The 22,058-nt window shown below is 64.5% G+C and carries 18 protein-coding genes and 1 tRNA gene; 16 read left to right on the plus strand and 3 right to left on the minus strand.

The window, feature by feature from the left end; translation table 11 throughout:
* The first annotated feature begins 12 nt into the window (after positions 1-12).
* The 11 genes from M3N53_13370 (at position 13) to M3N53_13420 (ending at position 12,259) form a co-directional block, all read left to right on the plus strand.
* A complete protein-coding gene (locus tag M3N53_13370; protein ID MDP9069318.1) occupies positions 13-441 on the plus strand; it encodes a hypothetical protein in 429 nt (142 codons plus the stop codon).
* Complete coding sequence (locus M3N53_13375) at positions 438-734, plus strand: DUF6112 family protein (protein MDP9069319.1); 297 nt, start codon at positions 438-440, stop codon at positions 732-734. Before M3N53_13370 ends, M3N53_13375 begins: the two co-directional genes overlap by 4 nt.
* A gap of 50 nt (positions 735-784) precedes the next feature.
* Positions 785-1,381, plus strand: coding sequence for a hypothetical protein (locus tag M3N53_13380; GenBank protein MDP9069320.1), 597 nt, complete (start codon positions 785-787; stop codon positions 1,379-1,381).
* A complete protein-coding gene (locus M3N53_13385; GenBank protein ID MDP9069321.1) occupies positions 1,365-2,687 on the plus strand; it encodes a hypothetical protein in 1,323 nt (440 codons plus the stop codon). The genes M3N53_13380 and M3N53_13385 overlap by 17 nt, the downstream gene beginning before the upstream one ends.
* Positions 2,687-4,174, plus strand: coding sequence for a type VII secretion protein EccE (locus tag M3N53_13390; protein ID MDP9069322.1), 1,488 nt, complete (start codon positions 2,687-2,689; stop codon positions 4,172-4,174). The genes M3N53_13385 and M3N53_13390 overlap by 1 nt, the downstream gene beginning before the upstream one ends.
* Positions 4,171-5,403, plus strand: a complete 1,233-nt coding sequence (locus M3N53_13395) for an ATP-binding protein (GenBank protein ID MDP9069323.1) — start codon at positions 4,171-4,173, stop codon at positions 5,401-5,403. Before M3N53_13390 ends, M3N53_13395 begins: the two co-directional genes overlap by 4 nt.
* On the plus strand, positions 5,403-7,070 hold the full coding sequence (locus tag M3N53_13400; protein MDP9069324.1) for a type IV secretory system conjugative DNA transfer family protein: 1,668 nt from the start codon (positions 5,403-5,405) through the stop codon (positions 7,068-7,070). The genes M3N53_13395 and M3N53_13400 overlap by 1 nt, the downstream gene beginning before the upstream one ends.
* A gap of 6 nt (positions 7,071-7,076) precedes the next feature.
* The gene (locus tag M3N53_13405; protein ID MDP9069325.1) at positions 7,077-8,000 is read left to right on the plus strand and encodes a lytic transglycosylase domain-containing protein; all 924 of its coding nucleotides are present in this window, start codon (positions 7,077-7,079) and stop codon (positions 7,998-8,000) included.
* 190 nt (positions 8,001-8,190) lie between these two features.
* On the plus strand, positions 8,191-10,155 hold the full coding sequence (locus M3N53_13410; GenBank protein MDP9069326.1) for an ATP-binding protein: 1,965 nt from the start codon (positions 8,191-8,193) through the stop codon (positions 10,153-10,155).
* A 162-nt stretch (positions 10,156-10,317) separates the two neighbouring features.
* A complete protein-coding gene (locus M3N53_13415) occupies positions 10,318-11,076 on the plus strand; it encodes a hypothetical protein (protein MDP9069327.1) in 759 nt (252 codons plus the stop codon).
* A gap of 43 nt (positions 11,077-11,119) precedes the next feature.
* Positions 11,120-12,259 carry a DUF4338 domain-containing protein gene (locus M3N53_13420; GenBank protein MDP9069328.1) on the plus strand — a complete coding sequence of 380 codons (1,140 nt, stop codon included), beginning with the start codon at positions 11,120-11,122 and terminating at the stop codon, positions 12,257-12,259.
* Positions 12,260-12,406: 147 nt separating this feature from the next.
* Here the strand turns inward: M3N53_13420 and M3N53_13425 are convergent, their stop codons facing one another.
* The 3 genes from M3N53_13425 to M3N53_13435 form a co-directional block, all read right to left on the minus strand.
* Positions 12,407-13,504 (minus strand): site-specific integrase, encoded by a 1,098-nt coding sequence (locus M3N53_13425; GenBank protein MDP9069329.1) that lies wholly within the window; start codon positions 13,502-13,504, stop codon positions 12,407-12,409.
* A gap of 111 nt (positions 13,505-13,615) precedes the next feature.
* Positions 13,616-13,688, minus strand: a tRNA-Arg gene (locus M3N53_13430).
* 66 nt (positions 13,689-13,754) lie between these two features.
* Positions 13,755-14,966: a hypothetical protein gene (locus M3N53_13435; protein ID MDP9069330.1), complete on the minus strand. Its 1,212-nt coding sequence runs from the start codon at positions 14,964-14,966 to the stop codon at positions 13,755-13,757.
* A 300-nt stretch (positions 14,967-15,266) separates the two neighbouring features.
* Here M3N53_13435 and M3N53_13440 point away from each other — a divergent pair, with 300 nt between their 5' ends.
* Genes M3N53_13440 through M3N53_13460 form a run of 5 tightly spaced genes read left to right on the plus strand, consistent with a single transcriptional unit; the run spans position 15,267 to position 22,051 of the window.
* Positions 15,267-17,366, plus strand: a complete 2,100-nt coding sequence (locus M3N53_13440; protein MDP9069331.1) for a hypothetical protein — start codon at positions 15,267-15,269, stop codon at positions 17,364-17,366.
* The gene (locus M3N53_13445) at positions 17,363-18,352 is read left to right on the plus strand and encodes an ABC transporter ATP-binding protein (protein MDP9069332.1); all 990 of its coding nucleotides are present in this window, start codon (positions 17,363-17,365) and stop codon (positions 18,350-18,352) included. Before M3N53_13440 ends, M3N53_13445 begins: the two co-directional genes overlap by 4 nt.
* On the plus strand, positions 18,349-19,428 hold the full coding sequence (locus M3N53_13450; protein MDP9069333.1) for an ABC transporter permease subunit: 1,080 nt from the start codon (positions 18,349-18,351) through the stop codon (positions 19,426-19,428). Before M3N53_13445 ends, M3N53_13450 begins: the two co-directional genes overlap by 4 nt.
* A complete protein-coding gene (locus M3N53_13455) occupies positions 19,425-21,029 on the plus strand; it encodes a hypothetical protein (GenBank protein ID MDP9069334.1) in 1,605 nt (534 codons plus the stop codon). Before M3N53_13450 ends, M3N53_13455 begins: the two co-directional genes overlap by 4 nt.
* The gene (locus tag M3N53_13460; protein ID MDP9069335.1) at positions 21,026-22,051 is read left to right on the plus strand and encodes an AAA family ATPase; all 1,026 of its coding nucleotides are present in this window, start codon (positions 21,026-21,028) and stop codon (positions 22,049-22,051) included. Before M3N53_13455 ends, M3N53_13460 begins: the two co-directional genes overlap by 4 nt.
* The last annotated feature ends 7 nt before the right edge of the window (positions 22,052-22,058 follow it).

Raw genomic sequence — 22,058 nt, forward strand, 5'->3', positions numbered from 1 at the left:
AGGAACCGCCTCATGACCAAAGGAGCCTTCGACCGGGTCCCTTGGTGGGAGTTCGACCCGGAAGAGAAGCCCGTCCCGGTCGCGGCCGGTGGCTGGGGACCGGCCGACGAGGCCGAGCTGATCGCGAACGCTGAGCGACAAGCGATCATCCGCGAGGACACCGAGCCTGCCCTCGTGACGCTGTCTCAGCTGGCTGCGGTTCAGGAGCCCGCCCGTTCACCCTCGGGTGTCTCCGTGACCAGGCGCGCTGTTGTCGCCGCTGCGCTAACGCTGCTGGTCGGCTGCGCTGGCACGTTCTCGCTCGGATGGCGTCACGGGCGCTCCGCAGTCCGGGCGGACGCCACTTCGATGACTCGCACCACACCCAGTCACTCCCACACCGATTCACTGACAGGTTCGGACCTGCGCGAGAGAACAGGCGAGAAAGGAGACCGACGATGAAGGGCATGGTCACGCTGGCCCAGAAGGTCAACTTGAATCCGGACCCGGACAAGCTCCCGGGAGGTGATGTCCTCCAGAGTCTCACTAACGGGATAGCCGGCTTCGCTCTGATCTTCTGCCTGATCGGCCTCGTCGTGAGTGCTGGTCTCTGGGCGCTCGGGTCGAACTCGAACAACTACCAGCAGACCTTCGTTGGTAAGCGCGGGTTCGCCGTCTGCGCGATGGGGTCACTGTTGATCGGTGCAGCCGCCGCCATAATCAATTTCTTCTACGGCGCCGGCACGGGCGTGTGAATTCGATGCGGTCAACGAACTCCGAATCGCCGCGACGACCCCTTCTCCTGATGGGCGTTGTGGTTGTTGTCGCCTTGTTGCTCGGTTTGTGGATCGGTCGTGCCCTCGCGCCTCCGCAAGAGGAGGCGTCGCCACGCCCACCTAGCGCAGATGCAACAAAGCTTAGTGAGCATCCGCAAACGGAAGAGGGGGCAATCGCGGCGGCCACAGAGTTCTCTCGAGTTATCGCTGATGTGTCCACGGATGAGGATCAGTACCGCGAGGCGATTCGAGAGGTTGCAGCACCAGATTGGACGTCGAAGGCTGAGGAGCTGGCAGACAACACTCTGAGTTTCCTTGAGGAGAGGTATGGGTCGGAAGGAACGTTCTCGTTCGTCCCAGCTCGTTACCGAGTGGTCGAGTTCGCAGAGAACGCAGCGACTGTCGATCTGTGGGGAGTGACGCTGGCAACTGGGCCAAAGATCGTCGGAGTCGAGGAGACCTGGATAACCGGAACACTCGAATTGGTGTGGACCTCAGACGGATGGCGCGTGGCTGGCCAGGACTCGGCAACTGGCCCGACCCCCGAACTGGTGCGATCGGAGGACGAACGAGGGGGTAACCCGCTCTTGGACTTTGAGGAGTTTGGCCATGCGCCGACGCCTTAGCGTCCTAGTTGGCGCATCGGCCGCTGTGGTTCTGGCCGCGCCGACACCCGCCGTGGCGGCGCCTGGGAAGTGTGAAGCATTCTTCGCCTTCGACCCTGTTTGCGAACTGGGCAAGAGGGTCGCGGGGAAGGCCGGAGAGATAGCGACGGCACCTGTCCGATACGCAGCTGGGAGCGCTGTCGATGCCGTCACCTCATGGGTGTCTGACACAGCCCAGTGGATTCTTGGAAAAGTCGTCGGCTTCATCGACCACTCGACGACGCCGGGTTTGGAAGCAGATTGGTTCGACGAGCGCTACCAATTCATGGTTGGGCTAGCTGCGCTCGTGATTCTTCCGATGCTTCTTATCGCGACCGTGCGAGCGGTCGTTACTCAAGACATCTCGCAACTGGCGAGGTCATTCTTCGTTTACTTGCCAGTAGCAGTCCTCGGAACCTTCCTCGCGGTCCATTTCACGCAAGCACTACTGAGCATCACGGACTCGATGAGCGCTGCTGTCGCTCGTAACGTGGCCGGGGACGTGTCCGAGATCTTCGATTCGGTGGGGGGAACGCTCTCAGGGGCGGGAGCAGTAGGAGGCCCAGTAGCTCCTTCTTTTGCGATCTTCTTCGGAGCTCTTCTGCTGGTCGTCGGGTCCTTCTTCGTGTGGCTCGAACTCCTCATCCGTTCTGCCGCGGTGACCGCAGCCGTCTTCTTTCTTCCGATGATCCTTGCGGGCTTGGTGTGGCCGGCCGCGATGCGCTGGACGAAGCGTCTGATCGAGATTCTCGTCGCGCTGATCCTGTCCAAGTTCGTCATCGTTGCTGTGATCAGTCTCGCCACCGCGGCCTTGGCTGATCCTGGGGGCGGAGGGTTCGGGACCGTGATGGGAGCCGCTGCACTGATGCTCATGGCTGCGTTCTCACCATTCGCCATCATGAAGTTAGTGCCGATGGTCGAAGGCGCTGCGATCGACCACCTCCAAGGCAAGGGCCGCGCTCCGATCCAGTCGCTGGGGCCCAACGCTGGGGTCAACCAGGCGATCTCGGTGATGCGTGCGAAGACCAGAGGGCGTTCGGGCCAAGGGTTGGCCGTCGCCGGTGCCGGCATAGGCGTGGGGTCATCCGCCGTAGTTGGTGCGGGTGCCGCGGCAGCACGTTCCGCCCAAGCCGCGGTGAAGACTCCAGGATCGAAGGTCGAACGACAGGTCCCCGGCAGTTCCAAGGGTGTCGAGCCGCCAGCCTCGTCGGGTCGCAGAGCCGGTGGTGGTAACACCCCATCGAATTCTCCGGCGAAGCGTCCGCCTCGCACTCAACGACAAGACTGATGGCCGACGTTCCTCGATACAGGTTCGGTCCTCTTGAGCGCAGGGGCGTGCTCGCAGGGTTGCGCAGCGCGCAGCTGGTCATCCTCGGAGTCACAGGTTTCTTGGTGGTCGTTGTTCTGCGCGCTCTCCCCCCTGCATCCGGATTCCCCGTGGCGATGACAACTCTGTTGGTGGGAGTGGGCGGTGGCTTCGTGCCAGTCGGTGGCAGGACGTTGGACGAATGGGTCCCCGTCCTCGCCGGGTGGATGCGGAGAACGCTCACGGGAAAGCGCAGGTTCTTCTCGCGCGCGCCTGAGTCGGGGCAGACGGTCAGCTTCGAGGGGCAACCCAGCTTCCCGCAGCAGATGCGAGAGATCGTCTTGTTGTCGCATGAGGTACCTGGAGCTGGCCTCCGGATCGGAGTGCTGAAGGACCGTAGACACGGCACCTACACCGGGATCCTTGCCGCGCGCGGCAAGTCCTTCGCCCTGCTGGACGGACCCGAGAAGGCGCGGCGACTTTCGAGCTGGGCGGGGATCCTTTCGGGGCTAGCTCGTGAAGGTGGGACCGTGCATCGCATCCAGTGGATCGAACGAACGGTTCCCGACCCCGGAAACGAGATCGGTGAATACCTGAAGGAGAACGTACGCGTTCCTCTGGATTCAGCAATCGCCCGCTCGTACCTCGAGGTGGTGGACCAAGCCGGCCCAACCACCCAGGAGCACGAGGTCTTCATCGCCGTGCAGATCCATAGCGGTCGTTGTAGTCGCGCGGTCAAAGCGGCCGGCGGAGGAGACTCCGGAGCCTGTGAGGTGCTGCGTCGGGAGCTCGCGGCGGTTTCTTCGAGCCTCATGGGGACGGACATCGCAGTGGAGGGCGCATTGACCCCTCGCCTTGTCGCACACGTATTGCGGAGCGCCTTCGATCCCGACAGTCGACAGAAGATCGCGAGCATCGCGTCCAAGGACCCGGAGCGAGTTGGCACTGCGGTGGTCAACGCGGGCCCCATGGCAGCAGACGAGGCATGGGCGAGCTATCGCACCGACTCAGGTTGGCACGCGACCTATTGGATCTCAGAGTGGCCGCGGATAGACGTCGAGCCCGACTTCCTAGCGCCCCTGCTGCTTCGCACCGAGGCGATGCGGACGGTATCGCTCACCATGGAGCCCGTAAGTCCGCTGAAGGCGATCAAGTCGGTTGAATCCGCGCGCACCTCTGCGGCTGCGGATGAGGAGCTTCGCCAGCGCGCTGGGTTCGTGACCACGTCGAGACGCCGTAAGGAACAAGACTCGCTGGCTGACCACGAGCACGACCTATCCCAAGGTCACGCCTTCTACCGTTTTGCTGGATTCATCACGGTGACCGCGGCTACGAAGGAAGAGCTCGAGAGCGCCTGCAGCGAGGTGGAAGAAGCCGCCGGTCGATCGTTCCTAGACCTTCGGCGCCTGGGCGGCGAGCAGGCACTTGCCTTCACCTACACGCTTCCTCTGTGTCGAGGCCTTAAATGAGGGGCCAGCGCGGACATCGGCTGACCACTGCGCATCTGCAGGCTGCCTATCCCTTCGTGGCCGAAGGTGGTCTCGGCGGCCGAGGAGCGTTCATCGGTAGGGACCTCTTCGGCGGATCGTTCACCTACGACGCGTTCGAGCTCTACGAGCAGGGAGTCATCACGTCGCCGAACATGGTGATAGCGGGCCAGCTCGGTCGTGGGAAGTCCGCCCTAGTAAAGACGCTGTGTCTCAGGGAACAGGTCTTTGGCCGACGCGTCGTTGTCATGGACCCGAAGGGCGAGTACTCGCAACTCGCCGCGTTCTGCGACACGAAGGTGATCGATCTCCGCCCTCGTGGGCGTCTTCGGCTTAATCCATTGGACAAGCGCATCGCCCATGAGGACCAACTCCGTCTGCTGCAGGCGATCAGCGCGGCAGCTCTTGATAGGCCACTCAAACCGCAAGAGAAGACGGCGCTTGAGAGAGCTCTTGAGCAGGCGACGGGGAATGGAGAAGCGACACTCCCGCAGGTGGTCGACGCACTGCTCAATCCGTCCGAGGACGCGACGCTCAATGTTGCTGCGGACCGGGGCGCCTTGATCGAGTGGGGACGAGAGGTCGCTTTCGAACTACGTCGTTTGGTCACGGGTGACCTCAAAGGGATGTTCGATGACAAGACCTCACGGTCGATCGACCTTGGTGCCGACATGGTCGTACTCGATCTCTCGGCGGTCTACGACTCCGATGCGCTCGGGATACTCATGACCTGCGCTGCGGCGTGGCTCCAAGGTGTTCTCGCCGAGTCGTCGGATCGCAAGACCATCTTCGTCCTCGACGAAGCCTGGGCGATCCTGTCCAACCTCGGCATCGCCAAGTGGTTGCAAGCGAGCTTCAAGCTCTCGCGCGCACGGGGTCTGCAGAACATCGCGGTGATGCATCGCTTCTCTGACCTCGCCGCGACGGGCGCGCAGGGCAGTCAGCAAGAACGGGTAGCGCGCGGACTTCTCTCCGATACCGAGACTCGGGTCGTGTACGCGCAACCTCATTCGGAAGTCCAAGCCACTAAGGACCTTCTTGGACTAACCGATACCGAGGCGGCGCTGCTGCCTCAGCTCGAGCGAGGAGTCGCCTTGTGGAAGATCGGCGAGCGGTCGTTTCTCGTTTGGCATCTGTTGGGCAAGACCGAGCGCGCGCTGATCGATACCGACGCCAGGATGATCCAGCAGCAGTTGGCGGGGATCGCGTGATGAACGGTCCCTCACGACCTCTGCCCCGCCCTCGCGAGGAGGGTTGGGAGAACACCGCCTTTGTCGCCGTCCTGGCCCTGATCGGTTTGGGCCTTGTGCTGTGGGCGACCGGCGAGGTGTCGGGGCTTATCGCCAGTGGACAGTTCACGGGAGCGAGGTTCTCGCAGATGGGGAAGGTATTGGTGAACCTGCCCGAACATGCGACTGACCCGCGCCTTGCGTGGCCGCGTCGAGTGCGCGCTCACATGGGTGGTCCGTTCATCTTCTACGGCATGCTCGTCGTCCTCATCACTGCGGCCGGGTTCATCGCGCTGTTGCTGTATCGGCTCTTCAAGGGCTCCTTCTCCGGGAGCGCGCGCTCATCGTCGTGGGCGACACCTGGCGACCTCCGCCCATTAGTCGTCAGGACTCCGGAGCCTGGTCGACTCACGCTTGGTCGTGTGGGCTCGAAGCTAGTTGCTGCCGAGGAGCGTCAGAGCGTCATCGTGCTCGGTCCGACGCAGTCCATGAAGACGACCGGGTTCGCGATTCCCGCGATCCTCGAATGGGAGGGTCCGGTGCTTGCTACCAGCGTTAAGTCCGACCTGCTACGCGACACCCTGGAGATGAGACAGAACCAGGATGACGTTTGGGTCTATGACCCGACCTCGTCCACATCACAAGGATGCAGCGGGTGGTCGCCTCTCGCGTCGTGTGGAACCTGGCACGGCGCCCAGAAGACCGCGTCATGGCTGGCAGGAGCTGCCCCTAGTGGCTCGACCGGGCTTTCGGATGCTGAGTTCTGGTATCAGGCGGCGGCCAAGCTCCTGGCACCTCTGATGTTCGCAGCGGCGCGCTCCGATGGGTCCATCGCTGACGTTGTTCGATGGGTGAACCTTCAGGAAGAGCGCGAGGTTCTGAAAGCGCTCCAAGGCGCTGACCAAGGTGCGATCGACGCGGCCCAGGCATCCTTCAAGCGAGACGTTCGTCAGAAGAGTTCCGTCTACACGACGGCCGAGACGGTTCTGGCCGCGTACGAGGACCCGATCGTGGCGAAGTCTGCTGAAGTGAGTGACATCTCACCGCACGCCTTCCTCGAGCGCGGCAGTAGGAAGACGTTGTATGTAGTTTCACCGTCGCATGAGCAGAGACGACTCCGCCCGCTCTTCGAGACGCTCCTTCACACGGTCATCTCGTATGCGTACGAGCGCGCTTCGCAAGATGGGCCGCTCAGTCCACCCTTGCTGTTGGTGTTGGACGAGGCAGCGAACATCGCACCGCTGCGAGACCTCGACGCTCTGGCCTCCACCGCCGCCGGACATGGCATCCAGCTCGTGAGCATCTTTCAAGACTTGGCGCAGATCACGAACCGTTACCGGGAACGGGCGCAGACGGTGATCAACAACCACCGCGCCAAGATTCTGCTGTCAGGAATCTCGGACACGCAGACGCTTGAGTACGCCTCTCGGTTGCTGGGTGATGAAGAGATATTGCAAGCGTCGATCACCCGAGGGGCCCAGGGAAGCCGTTCGACCACGGAGTCCACGTCTCTTCGCAGCATCGCTCCCGCGAACGTGTTGAGAGGGATCCGGCCGGGCGAAGGAGTCCTTGTTTACGGACACCTTCCTCCTGCTCGACTCACTCTCCGACCCTGGTTCCAAGAGCGCGGCCTTCGTCGAGCTTCGTAGCGACACATGAAGCGAGTCTCGCTCGTCTCAGCGATCCTCGTATTTCTCCTTCTCTTCCCGCTCCTCTTGGTGGGAGTGCTGCTGTCTCTGTCTGGGGACCAACCGTCGCCGTCCGAGCTCGCGCTAAGTGAGATCCCTCACGAGCTGATCGGCGTTTACGAAGCCTCCGCAGCAACCTGTGAAGGTTTGGATTGGACGGTGCTGGCCGCTATCCACAAGGTCGAGACGAGGTTCGGCACCGGGCGCGCAACGTCGAGTGCGGGCGCGCAGGGGCCGATGCAGTTCATGCCTCCGACGTTCGAGGCTTACGGGGTCGACGGTGACGGGGACGGACGGGCCGACATCAACGACGTCGACGACGCGATCTTTAGTGCGGCGAACCTGCTGTGCGCGAACGGAGCTGGAGATCCAGAGCGCCTGGCAACAGCTGTCTGGAACTACAACCACTCTCAGGCATACGTAAACGAAGTCCTAACCCTCGCCGCGAGCTACGGCGTCATCTCGCTTCCAGAGGGCGTGGCATACGCCGCGGCCACCGACCTCCTGCGAAACCCACGCGTAGTGTTGACACCCAATGCCCGCGCTGACCTGGAAGCTGGTGCGGTCGATGAACGGCTGGTCTCGCTTCTCTCGTGGATCGCACAACGCCACACCATCACGATCTCGGTCTTCAAGACCGGCCACAGCAAATACACGCGCTCGGGAAGCGTTTCAAATCATTACTACGGGCGCGGCGCCGACATCTTCATCGTTGACGGTTCGCCAGTGAGTAGCAAGAACGATGCCGCCTACCGGGTCGTGCTGGAGATCGCTGGACTGGAAGGCGCTCTGCGCCCGAGTGAGCTCGGGCACCCTTTCGGTGCGGTGGGATTCCCCGGCGGTTTCACCGATGCCGATCACCGCGACCACATCCACTTCGGATTCGATTGATCGTCTGTCCGAAACTGCTGCTTGGTCGGCTACAAGTACCCGTAACCGACTCGCGGCCACGAGCCGCCATGACCGAGGAGGTTGATGTGCAGCAAGCCAGGGCACCTTGATCCACCCAGGCCGCTTCGGCGGCCGCCTAGCACCATTCCATCCAGCGGCCATGCGCCGCCAAGACCAGGAGGACGAAGCGATGAGCACGGACAAGCTAATGACAGAGATAGAGCGCCAAGAGAAGGTCTTGGCAGCTCTCCCAAGCGACTTCACGTTCCCGCTCTTTAACGCGCAGCGCGCACTCGAATCTCAGAGGAAGAGTGCCTACCGCAACACCGCTGCCGCAGGCCGAGAGATCGTCGATAACTCGATCGAAGCGGGAGCGACCCGCGTCGACGTCATCTTCCGCCAGGAGCAGGGACCTAGTGGCAAGAGGAATGTGACCGAGATCGCATTCATCGATGACGGTTCCGGAATGGTGCCCAAGATGGCCCAGTACGCACTCTCCTGGGGTGGCGGCACGCATCATGAGGACCCCGACTTCATCGGACGCTTCGGGTTCGGGTTGCCGAACGCATCGATCAACCAGGCGCGACGTGTCGACGTCTACACGAGGGTGCGTGCCGAAGACCCGGTAATGCGGGCCTACCTCGACATCGACCAGTACAAGAAAGATGGGATCCAGAAGATCGAGGATCCGCAGCCGGCGGATCTTCCCGCCTGGATTGAGGACTACATGTCTCGAAATGGCCTCGCGCTGGACCATGGGACCGTCGTCGTGTGGTCGAAGTGTGATCGGTTGTCGAAGCGGACAGCCGCCTATCTCAAAGATCACATGGTGGACGACTTCGGCGTCGTGTATCGCTACCTGCTCCGAGGAAGCGGCCAGGACACGAGCCTCTTCAAGTTCGATCTGATCGTCGAAGGGGTTCAGGTTCAGCCAGTCGATCCTCTATTTATCCATCCCTGGGGTCGCTACTACGTCCCACCGGAGGACGGTGGAGCGCAGCTGACGTTCGAGAGGTCTCTGCCCGTTGAACTAACCCGCGACGACGACACGGGGGAGGCCAGCCTGCGTCTCCTCGGCGAACCCGAGGACATAGATGAGGCTTCAGGGACGATCGGCACGATCTACGTTCGGGTGTCGCGCCTCCCCGTCGATTTCGCCGTCGGCAAGGGGACCAAAGGTAGAGATGTCTCCGATGCCAATCGTCGTTGGATGATCAGACAGCCTCGTCGGGGGATGTCTTTCGTCCGAGCCGGTCGCGAACTCCAGACAGTCGACCTGTTCCCGCGCTCGCCGTCGGATGTTGCGAGCGGGCTGGGGAGATGGCCGTTGCTCCAGTCCTACGCGTATCACTGGGGGATCGAGGTGCAGTTCGGTCCCGAACTCGACGATGCGTTTGGCATCACAAACGACAAGCAGGGCGTACGACCGATCGAGGACTTCTGGCGGGTTCTCACCGAAGCCGAGGTCGATGCCGCTGTGCGGCGCGAGCAGCGGTGGCAGACGGAGCAGAGGGATCGGACGCTACCGAAGCCTCGTCCCGACGCGGGACCGTCTCCGGCCGAACTCGCGGCGATGGCGGCCGACGCGGCTACTGGTCAGACGCGCCCGCACCTCCCGCCGCACCGTGCTGATGAGGCAGAGCAGGAGTTCGAGCGGCGGGTAAAAGCGGCCACCCCGGGTGGCACTCCCGAGGCATCGCAAGAGGCCCTAAAGGAAGAGGCCCGCGCTGCCGCCCTCGAGGAGAAGAAACGTCATCGCTATCGCGTTGATTACGTCGAGGTGCCGAGCGGTCCGTTCTTCGAGCCCAAGTGGGACGGCCCTCAGATCCTCGTCGAGATCAACAAGGAGCACCCCTTCTACCGGGTTCTCTACGGAGATCTCCTTCGCCTTCCCGGTGGCTCACGTGCCAAGGAAGCGGTCGACGTCCTCTTGATCACTCTGGCCAAAGCCGAACTCGAAGCCGAGGAGGAGATGGCGCTCTGGTACACGGCCCAGCGCAAGCAGCGTTGGAGCCCGTACCTGGAGACGGCGATCGAGGCGTTGGCTCAGCGCCTCCCGTGGTCCGAGGACTTCACGGCGGAGGCCTCCGAGGAGGTCATCGCGGCTGAAGCCGAGGAAGCCGCGCCCGAAACGCACTCGGCCGAGGCTTCATAGTTCAACTATCAAGGCTGGGCTCGGTGCCGGTCCAGGAAGCTGGCGCCGGGCCCAGGCCGTGAACTACTATCGAAACAAGCGCCGGTGCGGCGCGGCCATGAGCCGCCACGACCACCAGTCACCGCAGCGGTGCAACGACCGCTGAGGTGAATAGGAGGGTGGATGGCCACCGGTGCTTCTGGGCCGTCGCGCGTCGACGGCGCCGCTCTGATCGATTGCTTGAACGACGTACCTTCCGCGCTCGCGGTCCCGCATCGCTTGAACCGAGATCTTCGCGCCCATGTCAACGCCACGATCCCTGGTCTCCGCAACGGGATCGACGACGAGATCGTCCAGCAGACCTGGATACACCTCGTTCGCCTCGACAGGCGACGAATCCGCAGGTCGCGCGATGTCGTCGGTCTCGCGAAGTGGTTCTTGCGTTCGTACGCGGTACGAGAAGTATTCGACGGATATACCCCGCCGGGCCGGAAGAAGCGTGAACGGCCGGCTGTGGGCGAGTTGCCGCCGCTGTCGATGGATGCCGAGAGTGGGGACGGCGTCATGACCATGGCCGAGGTCTTGGACGCGTCGAGATGCTTGGGCGAGGGTGTGGACCTCTGCGACGCTGCCCTGGCTCGGGTGGCGCTTGCTCGCGCCGCGAAGACCGCTCCGCCTTTCGTCGCTCAGGCCCTCGCATTGATCTACTACGAAGGTCTGTCCAACAACGCTGCCGCAGCAAGGGTCGGGGTAGATCACAAGACGCTCGAGAGGGCGATCGCAAGCTGGGCCACTGCCCAGGGTCTTAACGTCGACGGTCCTGGGCCCGGTCTCGGCGCGCCGAAAACTGTCGCACCCCGTAGGCATAGTTCAGGTAGAAGGACGGACTGCGCCCGGCCAGTTCCGGGGAATTCGCGGTCTGACCTGGTAAGAGTGGCGTAGACCATGCCCCGGTTGGTGCAGGTGGTCCCATGATTCGGGAGGTATGCGGCGTTTGCCTGACTGGCGAGAAGACCACCTGCGACGATGGGTTGTCCGCGAACTGAAAGAGGCGGGCTTCCACTACCGACGCGGCCGAGTCATCCCCCCCGATGTGACGAAGGAAGGCATCCGACGTCTCCACCTTCGGCAACGCGTGTCTCTACTCACTCGCGCCTGGCCCTTCATCGAGGAGTGGGAGGACCTACTGATCAAGTCCTTCGCCGAGGGAACCGAGGTCTTCCCGGACGAGATCAATCCCGAGGTCGTGCAGGTCGAGACGAAAGAGCAGGCCGCGCTCTTCCGATACGCGAGCCTCCAGTGGAGTGTCCCGGTCTCGCAGGGTTACGGACGCCGCACGCGTTTTCTCGTCATGGATCGCAGCAACGACAAGCTGATCGGCATCTTCGCTCTGGGCGACCCTGTGTTCAATCTCCGAGCGCGAGACAGCGTCATCGGCTGGGATCACAAGCAACGGAGCAACCGGCTCTACAACGTCCTTGACGCATACGTCTGCGGCGCGGTCTCTCCCTACCGAGAGCTCATCGGTGGCAAGCTCGTCGCGATGGCGGCAACGTCTGATGCTGCGCTCGACTTGATCGCCAAGAAATATAGGGGAAATGTCACTGTGATCCGTAAACAGCTGAAGAGTGCGCGCCCCGTGTTGATTACGACGACGTCATCCCTCGGACGGTCGTCGATCTACAACCGATTGCGCTTCCAAGGTCGGTTGCTCTACCAGCCGGTCGGGTGGACCGAAGGGTACGGGCACTTCCAATTTTCCGAGGAGCTGTTCGATGCTCTTGTTGATTTCGCCCGCACTAGGGGCGAACTGCGAGGCAATCGCTATGGGTGCGGACCGAATTGGCGGATGAGGACACTTCGGGTCGCGCTCACGAAGCTTGAGCTCGATGATCAACTGGTGCGGCACGGAATCAAGCGGCAAGTGTTTCTTGCCCCTGTCGCGAAGAATTGGAAGGAGTACCTTCGCGGCGAACGGAAGGTCGGTCGGTGGTACCACAACGATCTCGCCGAGATAGCCGCACACTACCGGGATCGCTGGGGCGTGCCCCGTGCCTGGCGCAACCCGACCTACCTCAGTGTCGAGCGCGATACTCTCCGCCTCTCGAATGAACTAGCGAAGTGACATAGCGAGACGAACGTCGTCGCCGTGGAGCGCGCTAGCCCCCTTGACGGGTTGTGCCCTCGTCAGAATGCTCGATCGGTATCGGACGTCGAATGAGTACCGCCGCCTGATCTAGCGCTCGGCCGCACAGACCATTCGGACGTTGGCTTATTGCATGATCTCGTCGAGCGCGTTTGCGACCTGATCCTGCTGATCGGGCAAGAGGTGACCGTAGCGGTCCAGGGTCACCGAGATGCTGCTGTGACCCAGGTGCTGCTGGATTGCCTTGGGATGGGCACCTTGGGCTATCAATAGTGAAGCGCAGGTATGGCGGAGGTCGTGGATGCGCACCGATCGTGGGATGCCTGCAGCGTCGAGCGCCGGCCACCACACTCGTCGGCGGAAGTTCGGAAGCCGCAGGGGTTCGCCCTCAGGCGAGGTGAAGACGAGCGCTGCCTGGTCCTTTCTCACGTGGTCCTCGAGGTGCAGTCTCAGTTGTTCGTTTAGCGATTTCGGCAAAGCGACCTGGCGCGACTGGTGCGTCTTCGTCGTTCCGAAGTGGAGCTGTCCGTCGACGTCCGATAGCGATTCGGACACGTCCAGGCGCCGGCGCAGCACGTTGACCCGTTTCCGTCGCAGCGCCGCCGCTTCGCCCCAACGCAGCCCCGCGTACGCCAACACGTAGATCAGCGCCTTGTATTGGTCCGGTACAGCGGCCGCTACGCGCTTGACCTCGTCGGCGGAAAGGAACGACATCTCTCGCACCACCGGCCGCGGCAGCTTGACGCCGATACAAGGAGAGCGGCCGATATAGCCGGACTCGACGGCGCTACGGAAGACCGCCTGGACAAGGAAGTAGACAGAACGCACCCGGGACGGACTCATTCCAGCGTCGGAAAGCTCGCCGACGAAGCGGCGGATATCTACAGCCCTCACCTTGGCGAGGGGAACGTTCCCAAACACCGGCAGGATGTGGCTTCGGAGAAGACTGCGATATCCGGACAGCGTGCTCGGCTTGAGTCCGGGCGCGCTCGAGATCAGCCAGTCCTGCGCCCACTCGAGGAACAGCGTCTTGCCCAGAGCCGGGTCGATGTAGCTCCCCTCGTCCTTGCTCACCTCGACCTTGCGCGCGAAGCGTTCTGCTTCGTCGCGAGTACGGAAGGTCCGGCTCTTCTCGACCCGATCTGGATCGCGGTACCGCACCTGCCACGCGTGGGCGGCCTTACCGCTCGCCTTCTTGCGTGAGACCTTCCTTACGTGCGCCATCGCAAAACCCCAGGTCGCTTGCGGACTTTTTGCGGACTTTTTGCGATTTCAGGATATGACGAAGCTCTGACAAAAGTCCAGAAATAGCCTCTGACCTGCGCTTTTAGCTCGTGCCCCCGGCAGGATTCGAACCTGCGACACCAGGTTTAGGAAACCTGTGCTCTATCCCCTGAGCTACGAGGGCCTCGAGTCAGAGTCTAGTAACCGCCGTGTTTGCCACTTGTTAGGCCGCCTCTGACCGCGGTGGTGGTTACTTGCCCGCCGTGATCCTGTAGACGTCGAGGCCGCGCATGATGTCGTTCGAGTAGATGTAGGGCCCCTTGTGGAACTTCGACGACCACGAGTCGCCGCCTTCGGGGATGAACCAGCCGAGCTCCTTCACCCCGTTCCCGGTGGAGCCGAAGGTCGCGCCGACCTTGTTCGTGATGTCGAGGTAGCGGGTGCCCGCTGAATACCAGGAGATAGCCAGCGTCTTTCCGTCCGGGGAGATGTCGAAGACGTGGGAGGTGCAGGAGGCGGGACCGCCCTGGTCCTCGGACGCGAACACGACCTCGCCGGGTTCGTAGATCCCGCGTAGCACGAGCCCGCGGCCCTGGACGATCTCGTAGAAATACAGCGCGCCGCCGGGGCACGGGTAGGGGGCGCCACCGGCCGCTTCGTCTCCGACGACCACCCACTTCGAGTCCGGTGTGAACTTGGCGTCGTGCGCCAGGTAGCACCCGGGACAGCCGGTCGCACCAAGCAGCACCGGGTTCTCAGGGTCGCTCGTGTCGTAGAGGTGGACCGCCGTGCGAGCCGCGGTGACCATCATCGAACCGTCTTTGTTGAACGAGACATCGTGCGGAGAGTGCGTCGGGTTCAGGACCGACTTCACCAGCTTCGGCTTCGCCGGGTTCTTGATCGACCAGATCTGGATCTCTCCCGGCTTCGCCTGGTCCGAATCCGAGTTGTAGACATACGGCGCTTTGGGGTGGGCGGTGACGTTGTGGGAGCCTCGTGGGATCTCCGCGACCCCGATCGGCTTCGGCTTGAGCGGGTTCGAGATGTCGATCGTCATAAAGCCGAGCTTGCCGACCATCAGGCAGCTGTCGGGCCCTCCGGCCGAGTCCGCCGCCATGATCGCCGTCTTCAGGTCGTGGCTCAGTTGGACGTCGCCCTGGTTGAGGTTGCACGGGAGCTTCGCGACGATCTTCGGCTTCGCGGGGTTGTCGACGTTGACCACATTGAGGCCTCCCGGCGGACCGTCGCTGCCGACGGTTCGGGACGTTACGAAGCCATATTCGTGCCCCTTGATCGTCGCGAACTCCATGTCGGTACCCGAGCCCGTCGGCAGGTTGGCGATCAGCTTCAGCCCTTCGCCTTCCCCCTTGAGCGGGGCGGAAGCGGGGCCCGCGCCGGCGCTCGACCACAGTGATGCGAGCAGCAGCACGGCCGAACCGAGAGCCAGCTCTTTCGTTCTCATGGCAGGGACTTTTCGACCCCGGCATCACGTTTCCTGCGGAGGCTCGCCCAGGATGATGGCCGGTCGGCGGCGGTGTTCTGGGACCGGGAACCTACGGCTGGACGTAGCTCGCCCGGCACAGAAGGAAACCTTTTCGGCGCCTCGGTCGTCCATACTTTGCGTCTTCAAGAGAATTGGGGGGCGGGGCTGGTTACGCGGGGCAACAGCATGAGGAGGGGCCGCGGCGGCGCGCCGACTAGGAACTCCGCTCGTGGACGCTTCTGCAGGCGAGCGTTCGCCGTCGCTGCGTGCTCTCTGTCGATGCTGTTGCCGGCTGCTCCCGCGACCGCGCAGGAGGGCGTGCAGGTCGCGATCGTGGTCGGGTTCGAGAACCGATACGTGGAGGGCCGCTGGCTTCCGGTGTCGGTGACGGTCGAATCTCCCCAGGCGATCTCGGGGGACCTCGAGGTCTCGTACGAGAATCCCGACCAGTCGCTGTCCCTGCACACGATGCCGATCGAGGTCCCGGGTGGAGGACGCAAGCAGTTCGATCTGGTGATGCCGGCCCCCGCGGCGCCGCAACAGATCGCCGCTCGGATCGTCTCCGAGGACGACGTCCTGGGGGTCGATGCGGAGGCCCCACTTCGTGTGGCCAACGCGGATCTGGTTGGCGTCCTGGGGACGGCGGTCCCGCCGGCGATGGAGGGGATCGTGGCGGAGCCCGCCTTGGTGGACATGATCCCGACGACGCTGGTCCCGGAGCAACTGAGTCTCGGGGCGTCTGCCCTGGGACCTCTTTCTTACGTCGCGGCGGATGACGACGCGATCGACGCACTGGCGCCGGACCAGCTCGATGCTCTTTGGGGCTGGGTCGCCACCGGCGGTCGGCTGCTCGTCGGTTCTGAAGGGTTTGACCCACAAGGCGGGACACTGCGGGTTGGCGGCAGGGCCGTCGAGCCTCAGCGCCTCCTGGCGGACGGCCGCCTGGGGATCGACGAGAGCGGTCTCGGCGAGACCATCCTCGCGGCAGGAGATCTACCCAACCTGCCGCGTCGCGTCTTCGAGGCGGCGCTCCGGGCGGCCCCGTTGCGCGGCTCGAACGGAGCAGACGAGTTCTTCAACGACTTCGGCCCGTCGCCCGAGGGCGAGCTGATCCGAGCCACGCGAGGCGATGACTTCCAACTCGGTTGGTTCGTCGGGTTCCTCGTGATCTACCTGGTGATCGTGGGCCCGCTCAACTATCTCGTGCTGAAGCGCCGCGGCCGCAAGGAGCTTCTCTGGGTGACGATCCCGTTTTTCGCCCTGGCTTTCAGCGGCGTGGCGTACGGCCTCGCTCGTGGTTCGCGCGGGGGTCTCGTTGCCAAGACGGCGGGGATCGTGTTCGCCTCTGAGGACGGTGGTCATGGTCACAGCGTCGCCACCGTCTCGTCGGGCACCGGGGGCACCCGCACCTTCACCTTCCCAACGAAGGCCGCGGTGGCACCGCCGTTCCTGTCCTCGTTCGGCTCCAACCAGACGGGCTCCACCCGGATCACGAGCAGGGGCGCCGAGGTCGCCATCGAAACCGCACCCTTTTCCGCCCATGCCGCCAGAGGGACGATCGAGGACTTCGATGGTTTCGTCGAAGCGACGATCCGCCCGGCCCCGGGAGGCGCTGCGTACGAGGTGACGAACCGGACTCCCTACGAGCTGAGGCAGGTGACGATCCTCAACAGCGGCGTCCCCACCTTCACCGACGACCTCTCCCCAGGTGAGACCGCTCGAGGTCTCCTCGATGTGGAGCCTCCGCGGCGGCGGGTGATGTTCAGGGGTGGGGTGATCCCCGGCGGAGTTCGGCGTGCCTTGACCGCGGAGCTGCGCGAGCTCCTTGGTCCGAGCTTCTTCAGCCGTCCCGTCGTGATCGCAGACGTCCAGAAGTACCAGCTCGGCATCGAGCTGGAAGGAACCGACCAGGGAGTGGCGGGCCGGATGATGGTCGCGTCTCCTGTTTCGTACGACGATCCCGGCGGCGAGCTTCGGGGTGTCGGCGCCGGCAGCACGAGCATCGTCGCCACCGACGGCGAGATGCCGCCCTACAACGTGAACGCGCTGGCTCTGGAGGGCTTCCAGGAGGCCGTCTTCAGCTACCAGCCACCCGCGGCGCTCGATCTGGACGCGATCACCGGCGGCAGGGTCTCCTTCGTGACGTCGGGGCCTCGTCACGTTCTCGAGACCTACAACTGGAGGACCGAGCGGTGGGTGGAGATCCAGGCTCCGCGGATGCCGGGGTCGGGTGGACCGCGCGGAGGCGACTTCGCCGGCGTTACAGCACTGGACGCGTCGAGCTTCTCCGAGAGCGGGGAGGCGTACTTCCGCCTGCGACCGAACCGGCACCCGTTCACCGAGATATATCGCTTCGAGGTCGAGCCGGTGACGCGGTGAGCGCGCTCGCCGCGCCCGATGCGGCTGTGGATGTGACGTCGGACTCGCCCGCCGCGGTCGAGACGATCGCGCTGCGCAAGACGTATGGCTCGCTCGTCGCGATCGACCACCTCGACCTTCGCGTCCCCGTCGGGACCATCTATGGGCTGATCGGGCCGAACGGCGCCGGAAAGACGACGGCGTTCTCGGTGCTGTCGACCCTGCTGTCGCCCTCTTCCGGGGCCGCGGCCGTGCTGGGCGTCGACCCCGTGCGCGATCCGCAGGAAGTGAGGAGGGTGCTGGGGTACATGCCCGACTTCTTCGGCGTATACGACGACGTCAAGGTGCACGAGTATCTGGATTTCTTCGCCGCCGCATATCGCGTTCCCGTGGCCAAGCGGAAGACGATCGTCTCCGAGCTGCTCGAGCTCGTCGACCTGTCTCACAAGTCGGAGTCTTTCGTCGACTCTCTGTCGCGCGGGATGAAGCAGCGACTTGGGTTGGCGCGCGCCCTCGTGCACGACCCTCAGGTGTTGATACTCGACGAGCCGGCCTCCGGGCTCGACCCGCGCGCTCGCGTGGAGCTGCGCGAGCTGATGCTCGAGCTGCAGCGGATGGGCAAGACCGTGTTGATCTCTTCCCACATCCTGTCGGAGCTGGAAGAGGTCTGCACGTACATCGGGATCCTCGAGGCCGGGCGCCTGCTCGTACAGGGCCGCCCCGGGGATATCGCGGCTTCCAGCCAGGGCGGTCGCAACTACCGGGTCCGGTTGGCGCGCGCCGAACAGGCCGCGCAGACGAGAGCGATCCTTCAGGAGCAAGAGGGCGTGACGGCGGTCGAGGCGGACGACGCGATCTGCACCTTCTTCATGCAGGGGGACGACGACGCGGCCGCGGCCATGCTGGGCGCGCTGGTCCGCAGCGGCGTGTCCGTGATCGAGTTCACCGAGACACGAACCGGGCTCGAGGACCTCTTCATGAAGGTGACCAAGGGGATCGTCCAATGATGATCAACCCGGTTCTGGGGCGCGAGATCAAGGAACGTATGCGCTCGCGGCGTGCCGTCGTCATGTTGATCGCGTTCCTCACCTTGCTCGCGGTCATCCTCTATCTCACCTACCGCGGCGGCCTGATGATGATGGACGATCGCTTCAGCCCGTTCGCGGGCAACACCGCGTCGCTCGGGAGAGTCATGTTCGAGTGGTTGCTGTTCTTCCTCGTGATGTTCGTTGCCTTCATCGCGCCCGGTGTTGCCGCCGGCAGCATCGTGGGAGAGCGCGAGCGCCAGACCCTCCATCCGCTCCAGGTGACCCTGTTGACGCCCCGGTCGATCGTGCTCGGGAAGCTCGGCGCGTCGATGGCCTACGTCACGCTGCTGGTCGTGGCAACGGCCCCCTTGTTCGCGGTGCCTCTGGTGTTGGGTGGCGTCAGTCCGTGGCAGGTGCTGCGCGGCTTCGTCGTGATCCTCGCTCTGGAGATCGCGCTCGCGTCGATGGCGATCTACATGTCGGCCGTGGCCAAACGCGTGCAGTTCGCGATTGTCGCGGCCTACGGTCTGGCGCTCTTGCTGCTGGTCGGCACGGTGGTCATCTTCGGGGCGGAGGTGCTGTGGCGCTCGCAGCAGACCCCCAACGCCGACGTGTCACAGGAGGCGTTGTCGGTGTACCTCAACCCGGTGGTCGCGATGGCGGACGCGGTGACGGATACCGCTGGGACGTCGTTGCCCACGCCGCTGTCGGCACTCGGCTCCTATACCCGCCAGCGTCAGCTCTCGTCGGTCGAGCGACGCGGAGAGGTTGGCATGGTCGGGCGTGGCGTGGTGGTGGAGGACTTTCCTCCGCGCGGCGGACGGGTGCCGGAACGCGTCTTCGTCGGGCCGGGAAGCGATGTCGTGATCGAGGGGCAACCGGGCTTCCAGGGGTTCGCCAACCACCAGCGACGGGGCAGCGAGTTGCCCGCGATCAGGATGTGGATGATCCACGTTGCGTTCCTCTTGTGGGTCAGCTTCGGCGCTCTGTGGCTGGCTTCGATCCGACTGAGGACGCCTGTGGTGAAGATCGTTTCGGTCAGGCGAAAGAAATGAGACCACCGCGGCTCCACGCTGCTCTGGAGACCTGGCTCGCCCAGGTGCGCCGGCGCGTGCGCGTGCGGCGCGGGTTGCTGTGGATGACTGCGGGAGCCGTGGCTTGGGGCGGGGCCGGTGCCGGAGTGATGTTGCTCGCGCGGGTCCGTCCGCTTGGGTGGGAGGAAGAGGTCGTTCTGGTGTCACTTCCCCTCGCCCTGATGGTGCCGTTCCTCGCAGGAGCACTGCAGAAGCTCCCGTCGGAGTTGGTGGCGCGGGCGGCCGACCGCGATCTGGCCGCTGCGGACCGGCTCGGGACGGCGGTCGAGTTCGCGGGGGGAGACGGCGCAGCCCTGGCCGCGCATCAAGCGGCCGATGCGGCGCGCTACGCGATCGCCCATGACCCGAGACGGGCCGCGCCGCTCCGGGTCCCACACCGTCGGATCTGGATGGCGGCAGGGCTGGCGGCGGCGGTGGCGTTGCTGGCCTTCGTCGAGAACCCGATGGACGCGGTGCTCGAGCGGCAGGCGGCTGAGCGCAAGCTGCTCGAGCAAGCTGCCCAGGACGTCGAACGAGGCGCGCGCGAGGTAGACGCTGCGCCCATCGCGGAGGAACAGAAGCGCGAGCTCGTAGAGGAGCTGGATCAACTGGCGCGAGAGCTACGCGATGCGGCCTCGATCGAAGAGGCGTTGAAGGAGCTGTTGCAGGCGCAGCGGCGGCTCGCGGCGATGCAGGACGGCGACCACATCGCGACGAAGACCCTCACGAGCAGCTTCGAGAGGTCGCTGGAGAACGATCCGCTGGCGCCGGGCCTGTCCGGCAGCGCGCAGGAGCAGCTCCGAGAGCTAGCCGCCAAGATGGACCAACTCGGCGCGGGAGAACGCAACGCCGCGGCCGAGAGGTTGCAACAGCTGGCGGAATCCGTCCAAGCGATGGACCCCGAGCTCGCCGCGGCTCTCGCCGCCGCCTCCACCGCCCTCTCGGACGGTGGAGACCCAGAGGCGCTGGCCGACGCCGCCAGCGCGCTGGCGGCAACGCTGGGCGCGATCGCGGCGCAGGAATCCGTCGCTGCCTCCGCCGCCAGTCTCGGCGCCCTCGGCGATCAACTGGCCGCGGCTCAAGCCGCGCTCGCGCAGGCGGGCCAGGGTCAGGGTCAAGCCGCCGGCGAGGGCGAGGGAGCCGGCGCAGGCCAGGGTCAAGGTCAAGGGCAGGGCCAGGGCGCGGGCGGACAGAACCAGGGCACCGGCGTGGGCGCGGGCGGAGCGGCCGGGACGAATGCGAACAGCGCGACCGGTGCGACCGGCGGCGCGGCGCAGCCCGATGGCACCGGGCGGAACGCCTCCAAGCCCAGCGACGACGCTCCCATCTTCGATCCGATATTCGGAGACGAGATCGCGGAGCGGCTGCGCGTCGGCGGCAACAACCAGGGCGGTCGCGACACGGAGCTGGGTACGCAGATCGGAGCCGGCCGCGATGGCCACATCCTCATCCCCTACAGCTACGTCTATCCGGAATGGTCCGCGCGCGCGGCGCGCACCGTGGACACGCTTGCCATCCCCGCGTCGCTGCGCTCGTTCGTGCGCGCTTACTTCCGTTCTCTCGCTCCCAAGGAGACTTCATGACGCAAGAGGCAGCCGGTGTCGGCGCGGTGACGCCGGAGCGGTACCAAGCTGCGGCTCACGCCGTCGAGGCCGAGGTCCGCAAGATGATCGTGGGCCAAGACAAACTGATCCGCGAGGCGATGGTCTGCTTGCTCGCCGAGGGTCACGCTTTGATCGAGGGGGTCCCCGGCCTCGGCAAGACCATGCTGTTGCGGACCCTCGCCGACGCGCTGGACCTCGAGTTCTCGAGGATCCAGTTCACGCCGGACCTGATGCCCGCCGACATCGTGGGGACCCAGATCTTCAAGGAGGACGAGGAGGGACGCCGGAGGTTCGAGTTCGCGCAAGGTCCGTTGTTCGCGAACCTCACGCTCGCCGACGAGGTGAACAGGGCGACGCCCAAGACGCAGTCCGCTCTCCTGGAGGCGATGCAGGAGAGAGCCGCCACCGTCGCGGGCGAGACGCGCCCGATGCCCCGGCCGTTCTTCGTGATGGCGACTCAGAACCCGATCGAGATGGAGGGCACCTATCCGTTGCCCGAAGCTCAGCTGGATCGGTTCCTTCTGAAGATCCTGGTCGAGCCCCCTGAGCCGGCAGACCTGGTCTCGATCTTGGAGCGCACCACGACGGGCTACGAGCCCAACGTCGAGCGTGTCTTGGACGCCGCGACGCTGCGGCGGATGATCGCGCTCACTCGCGAGGTCCCCGTGGCGACTCATCTCGGGCGCTACGTCGCGACGCTCGTGGCGGCCACCAACCCCCAGCGACCCGAGGCACCTCCCATCATCCGTCGCTACGCACGGTTCGGATCGAGTCCGCGCGGGGCACAGGCGCTCGTGCTGGGGGCGAAGGTGAGCGCGCTCCTGGACGGCCGCCTGAACGTTGCAGAGGAGGACGTCGTAGCGGTGGCACGCCCAGCCCTGCGTCACCGGCTGATCCTTTCGTACGAGGCTCTCGCCGACGGCGTCGCTCCCGACGCGCTCGTGGACGCGGTCCTCGATCACGTGCCGTCTCCGGTGAAGGAAGTGGAAGCGCTCGGATGAGAGCCGT

The sequence above is a fragment of the Actinomycetota bacterium genome (genome assembly GCA_030776625.1).
Lineage (GTDB): Bacteria > Actinomycetota > CADDZG01 > CADDZG01 > WHSQ01 > MB1-2.

What these genes read in the sequence shown, in the direction of transcription:
- M3N53_13370 (MDP9069318.1), top strand. Translation starts at nt 13, where the DNA reads ATGACCAAAGGAGCCTTCGACCGGGTCCCTTGGTGGGAGTTCGACCCG.
- M3N53_13375 (MDP9069319.1), top strand. Translation starts at nt 438, where the DNA reads ATGAAGGGCATGGTCACGCTGGCCCAGAAGGTCAACTTGAATCCGGAC.
- M3N53_13380 (MDP9069320.1), top strand. Translation starts at nt 785, where the DNA reads ATGGGCGTTGTGGTTGTTGTCGCCTTGTTGCTCGGTTTGTGGATCGGT.
- M3N53_13385 (MDP9069321.1), top strand. Translation starts at nt 1,365, where the DNA reads ATGCGCCGACGCCTTAGCGTCCTAGTTGGCGCATCGGCCGCTGTGGTT.
- M3N53_13390 (MDP9069322.1), top strand. Translation starts at nt 2,687, where the DNA reads ATGGCCGACGTTCCTCGATACAGGTTCGGTCCTCTTGAGCGCAGGGGC.
- M3N53_13395 (MDP9069323.1), top strand. Translation starts at nt 4,171, where the DNA reads ATGAGGGGCCAGCGCGGACATCGGCTGACCACTGCGCATCTGCAGGCT.
- M3N53_13400 (MDP9069324.1), top strand. Translation starts at nt 5,403, where the DNA reads ATGAACGGTCCCTCACGACCTCTGCCCCGCCCTCGCGAGGAGGGTTGG.
- M3N53_13405 (MDP9069325.1), top strand. Translation starts at nt 7,077, where the DNA reads ATGAAGCGAGTCTCGCTCGTCTCAGCGATCCTCGTATTTCTCCTTCTC.
- M3N53_13410 (MDP9069326.1), top strand. Translation starts at nt 8,191, where the DNA reads ATGAGCACGGACAAGCTAATGACAGAGATAGAGCGCCAAGAGAAGGTC.
- M3N53_13415 (MDP9069327.1), top strand. Translation starts at nt 10,318, where the DNA reads ATGGCCACCGGTGCTTCTGGGCCGTCGCGCGTCGACGGCGCCGCTCTG.
- M3N53_13420 (MDP9069328.1), top strand. Translation starts at nt 11,120, where the DNA reads ATGCGGCGTTTGCCTGACTGGCGAGAAGACCACCTGCGACGATGGGTT.
- M3N53_13425 (MDP9069329.1), bottom strand. Translation starts at nt 13,504, where the DNA reads ATGGCGCACGTAAGGAAGGTCTCACGCAAGAAGGCGAGCGGTAAGGCC.
- M3N53_13435 (MDP9069330.1), bottom strand. Translation starts at nt 14,966, where the DNA reads ATGAGAACGAAAGAGCTGGCTCTCGGTTCGGCCGTGCTGCTGCTCGCA.
- M3N53_13440 (MDP9069331.1), top strand. Translation starts at nt 15,267, where the DNA reads ATGCTGTTGCCGGCTGCTCCCGCGACCGCGCAGGAGGGCGTGCAGGTC.
- M3N53_13450 (MDP9069333.1), top strand. Translation starts at nt 18,349, where the DNA reads ATGATGATCAACCCGGTTCTGGGGCGCGAGATCAAGGAACGTATGCGC.
- M3N53_13455 (MDP9069334.1), top strand. Translation starts at nt 19,425, where the DNA reads ATGAGACCACCGCGGCTCCACGCTGCTCTGGAGACCTGGCTCGCCCAG.
- M3N53_13460 (MDP9069335.1), top strand. Translation starts at nt 21,026, where the DNA reads ATGACGCAAGAGGCAGCCGGTGTCGGCGCGGTGACGCCGGAGCGGTAC.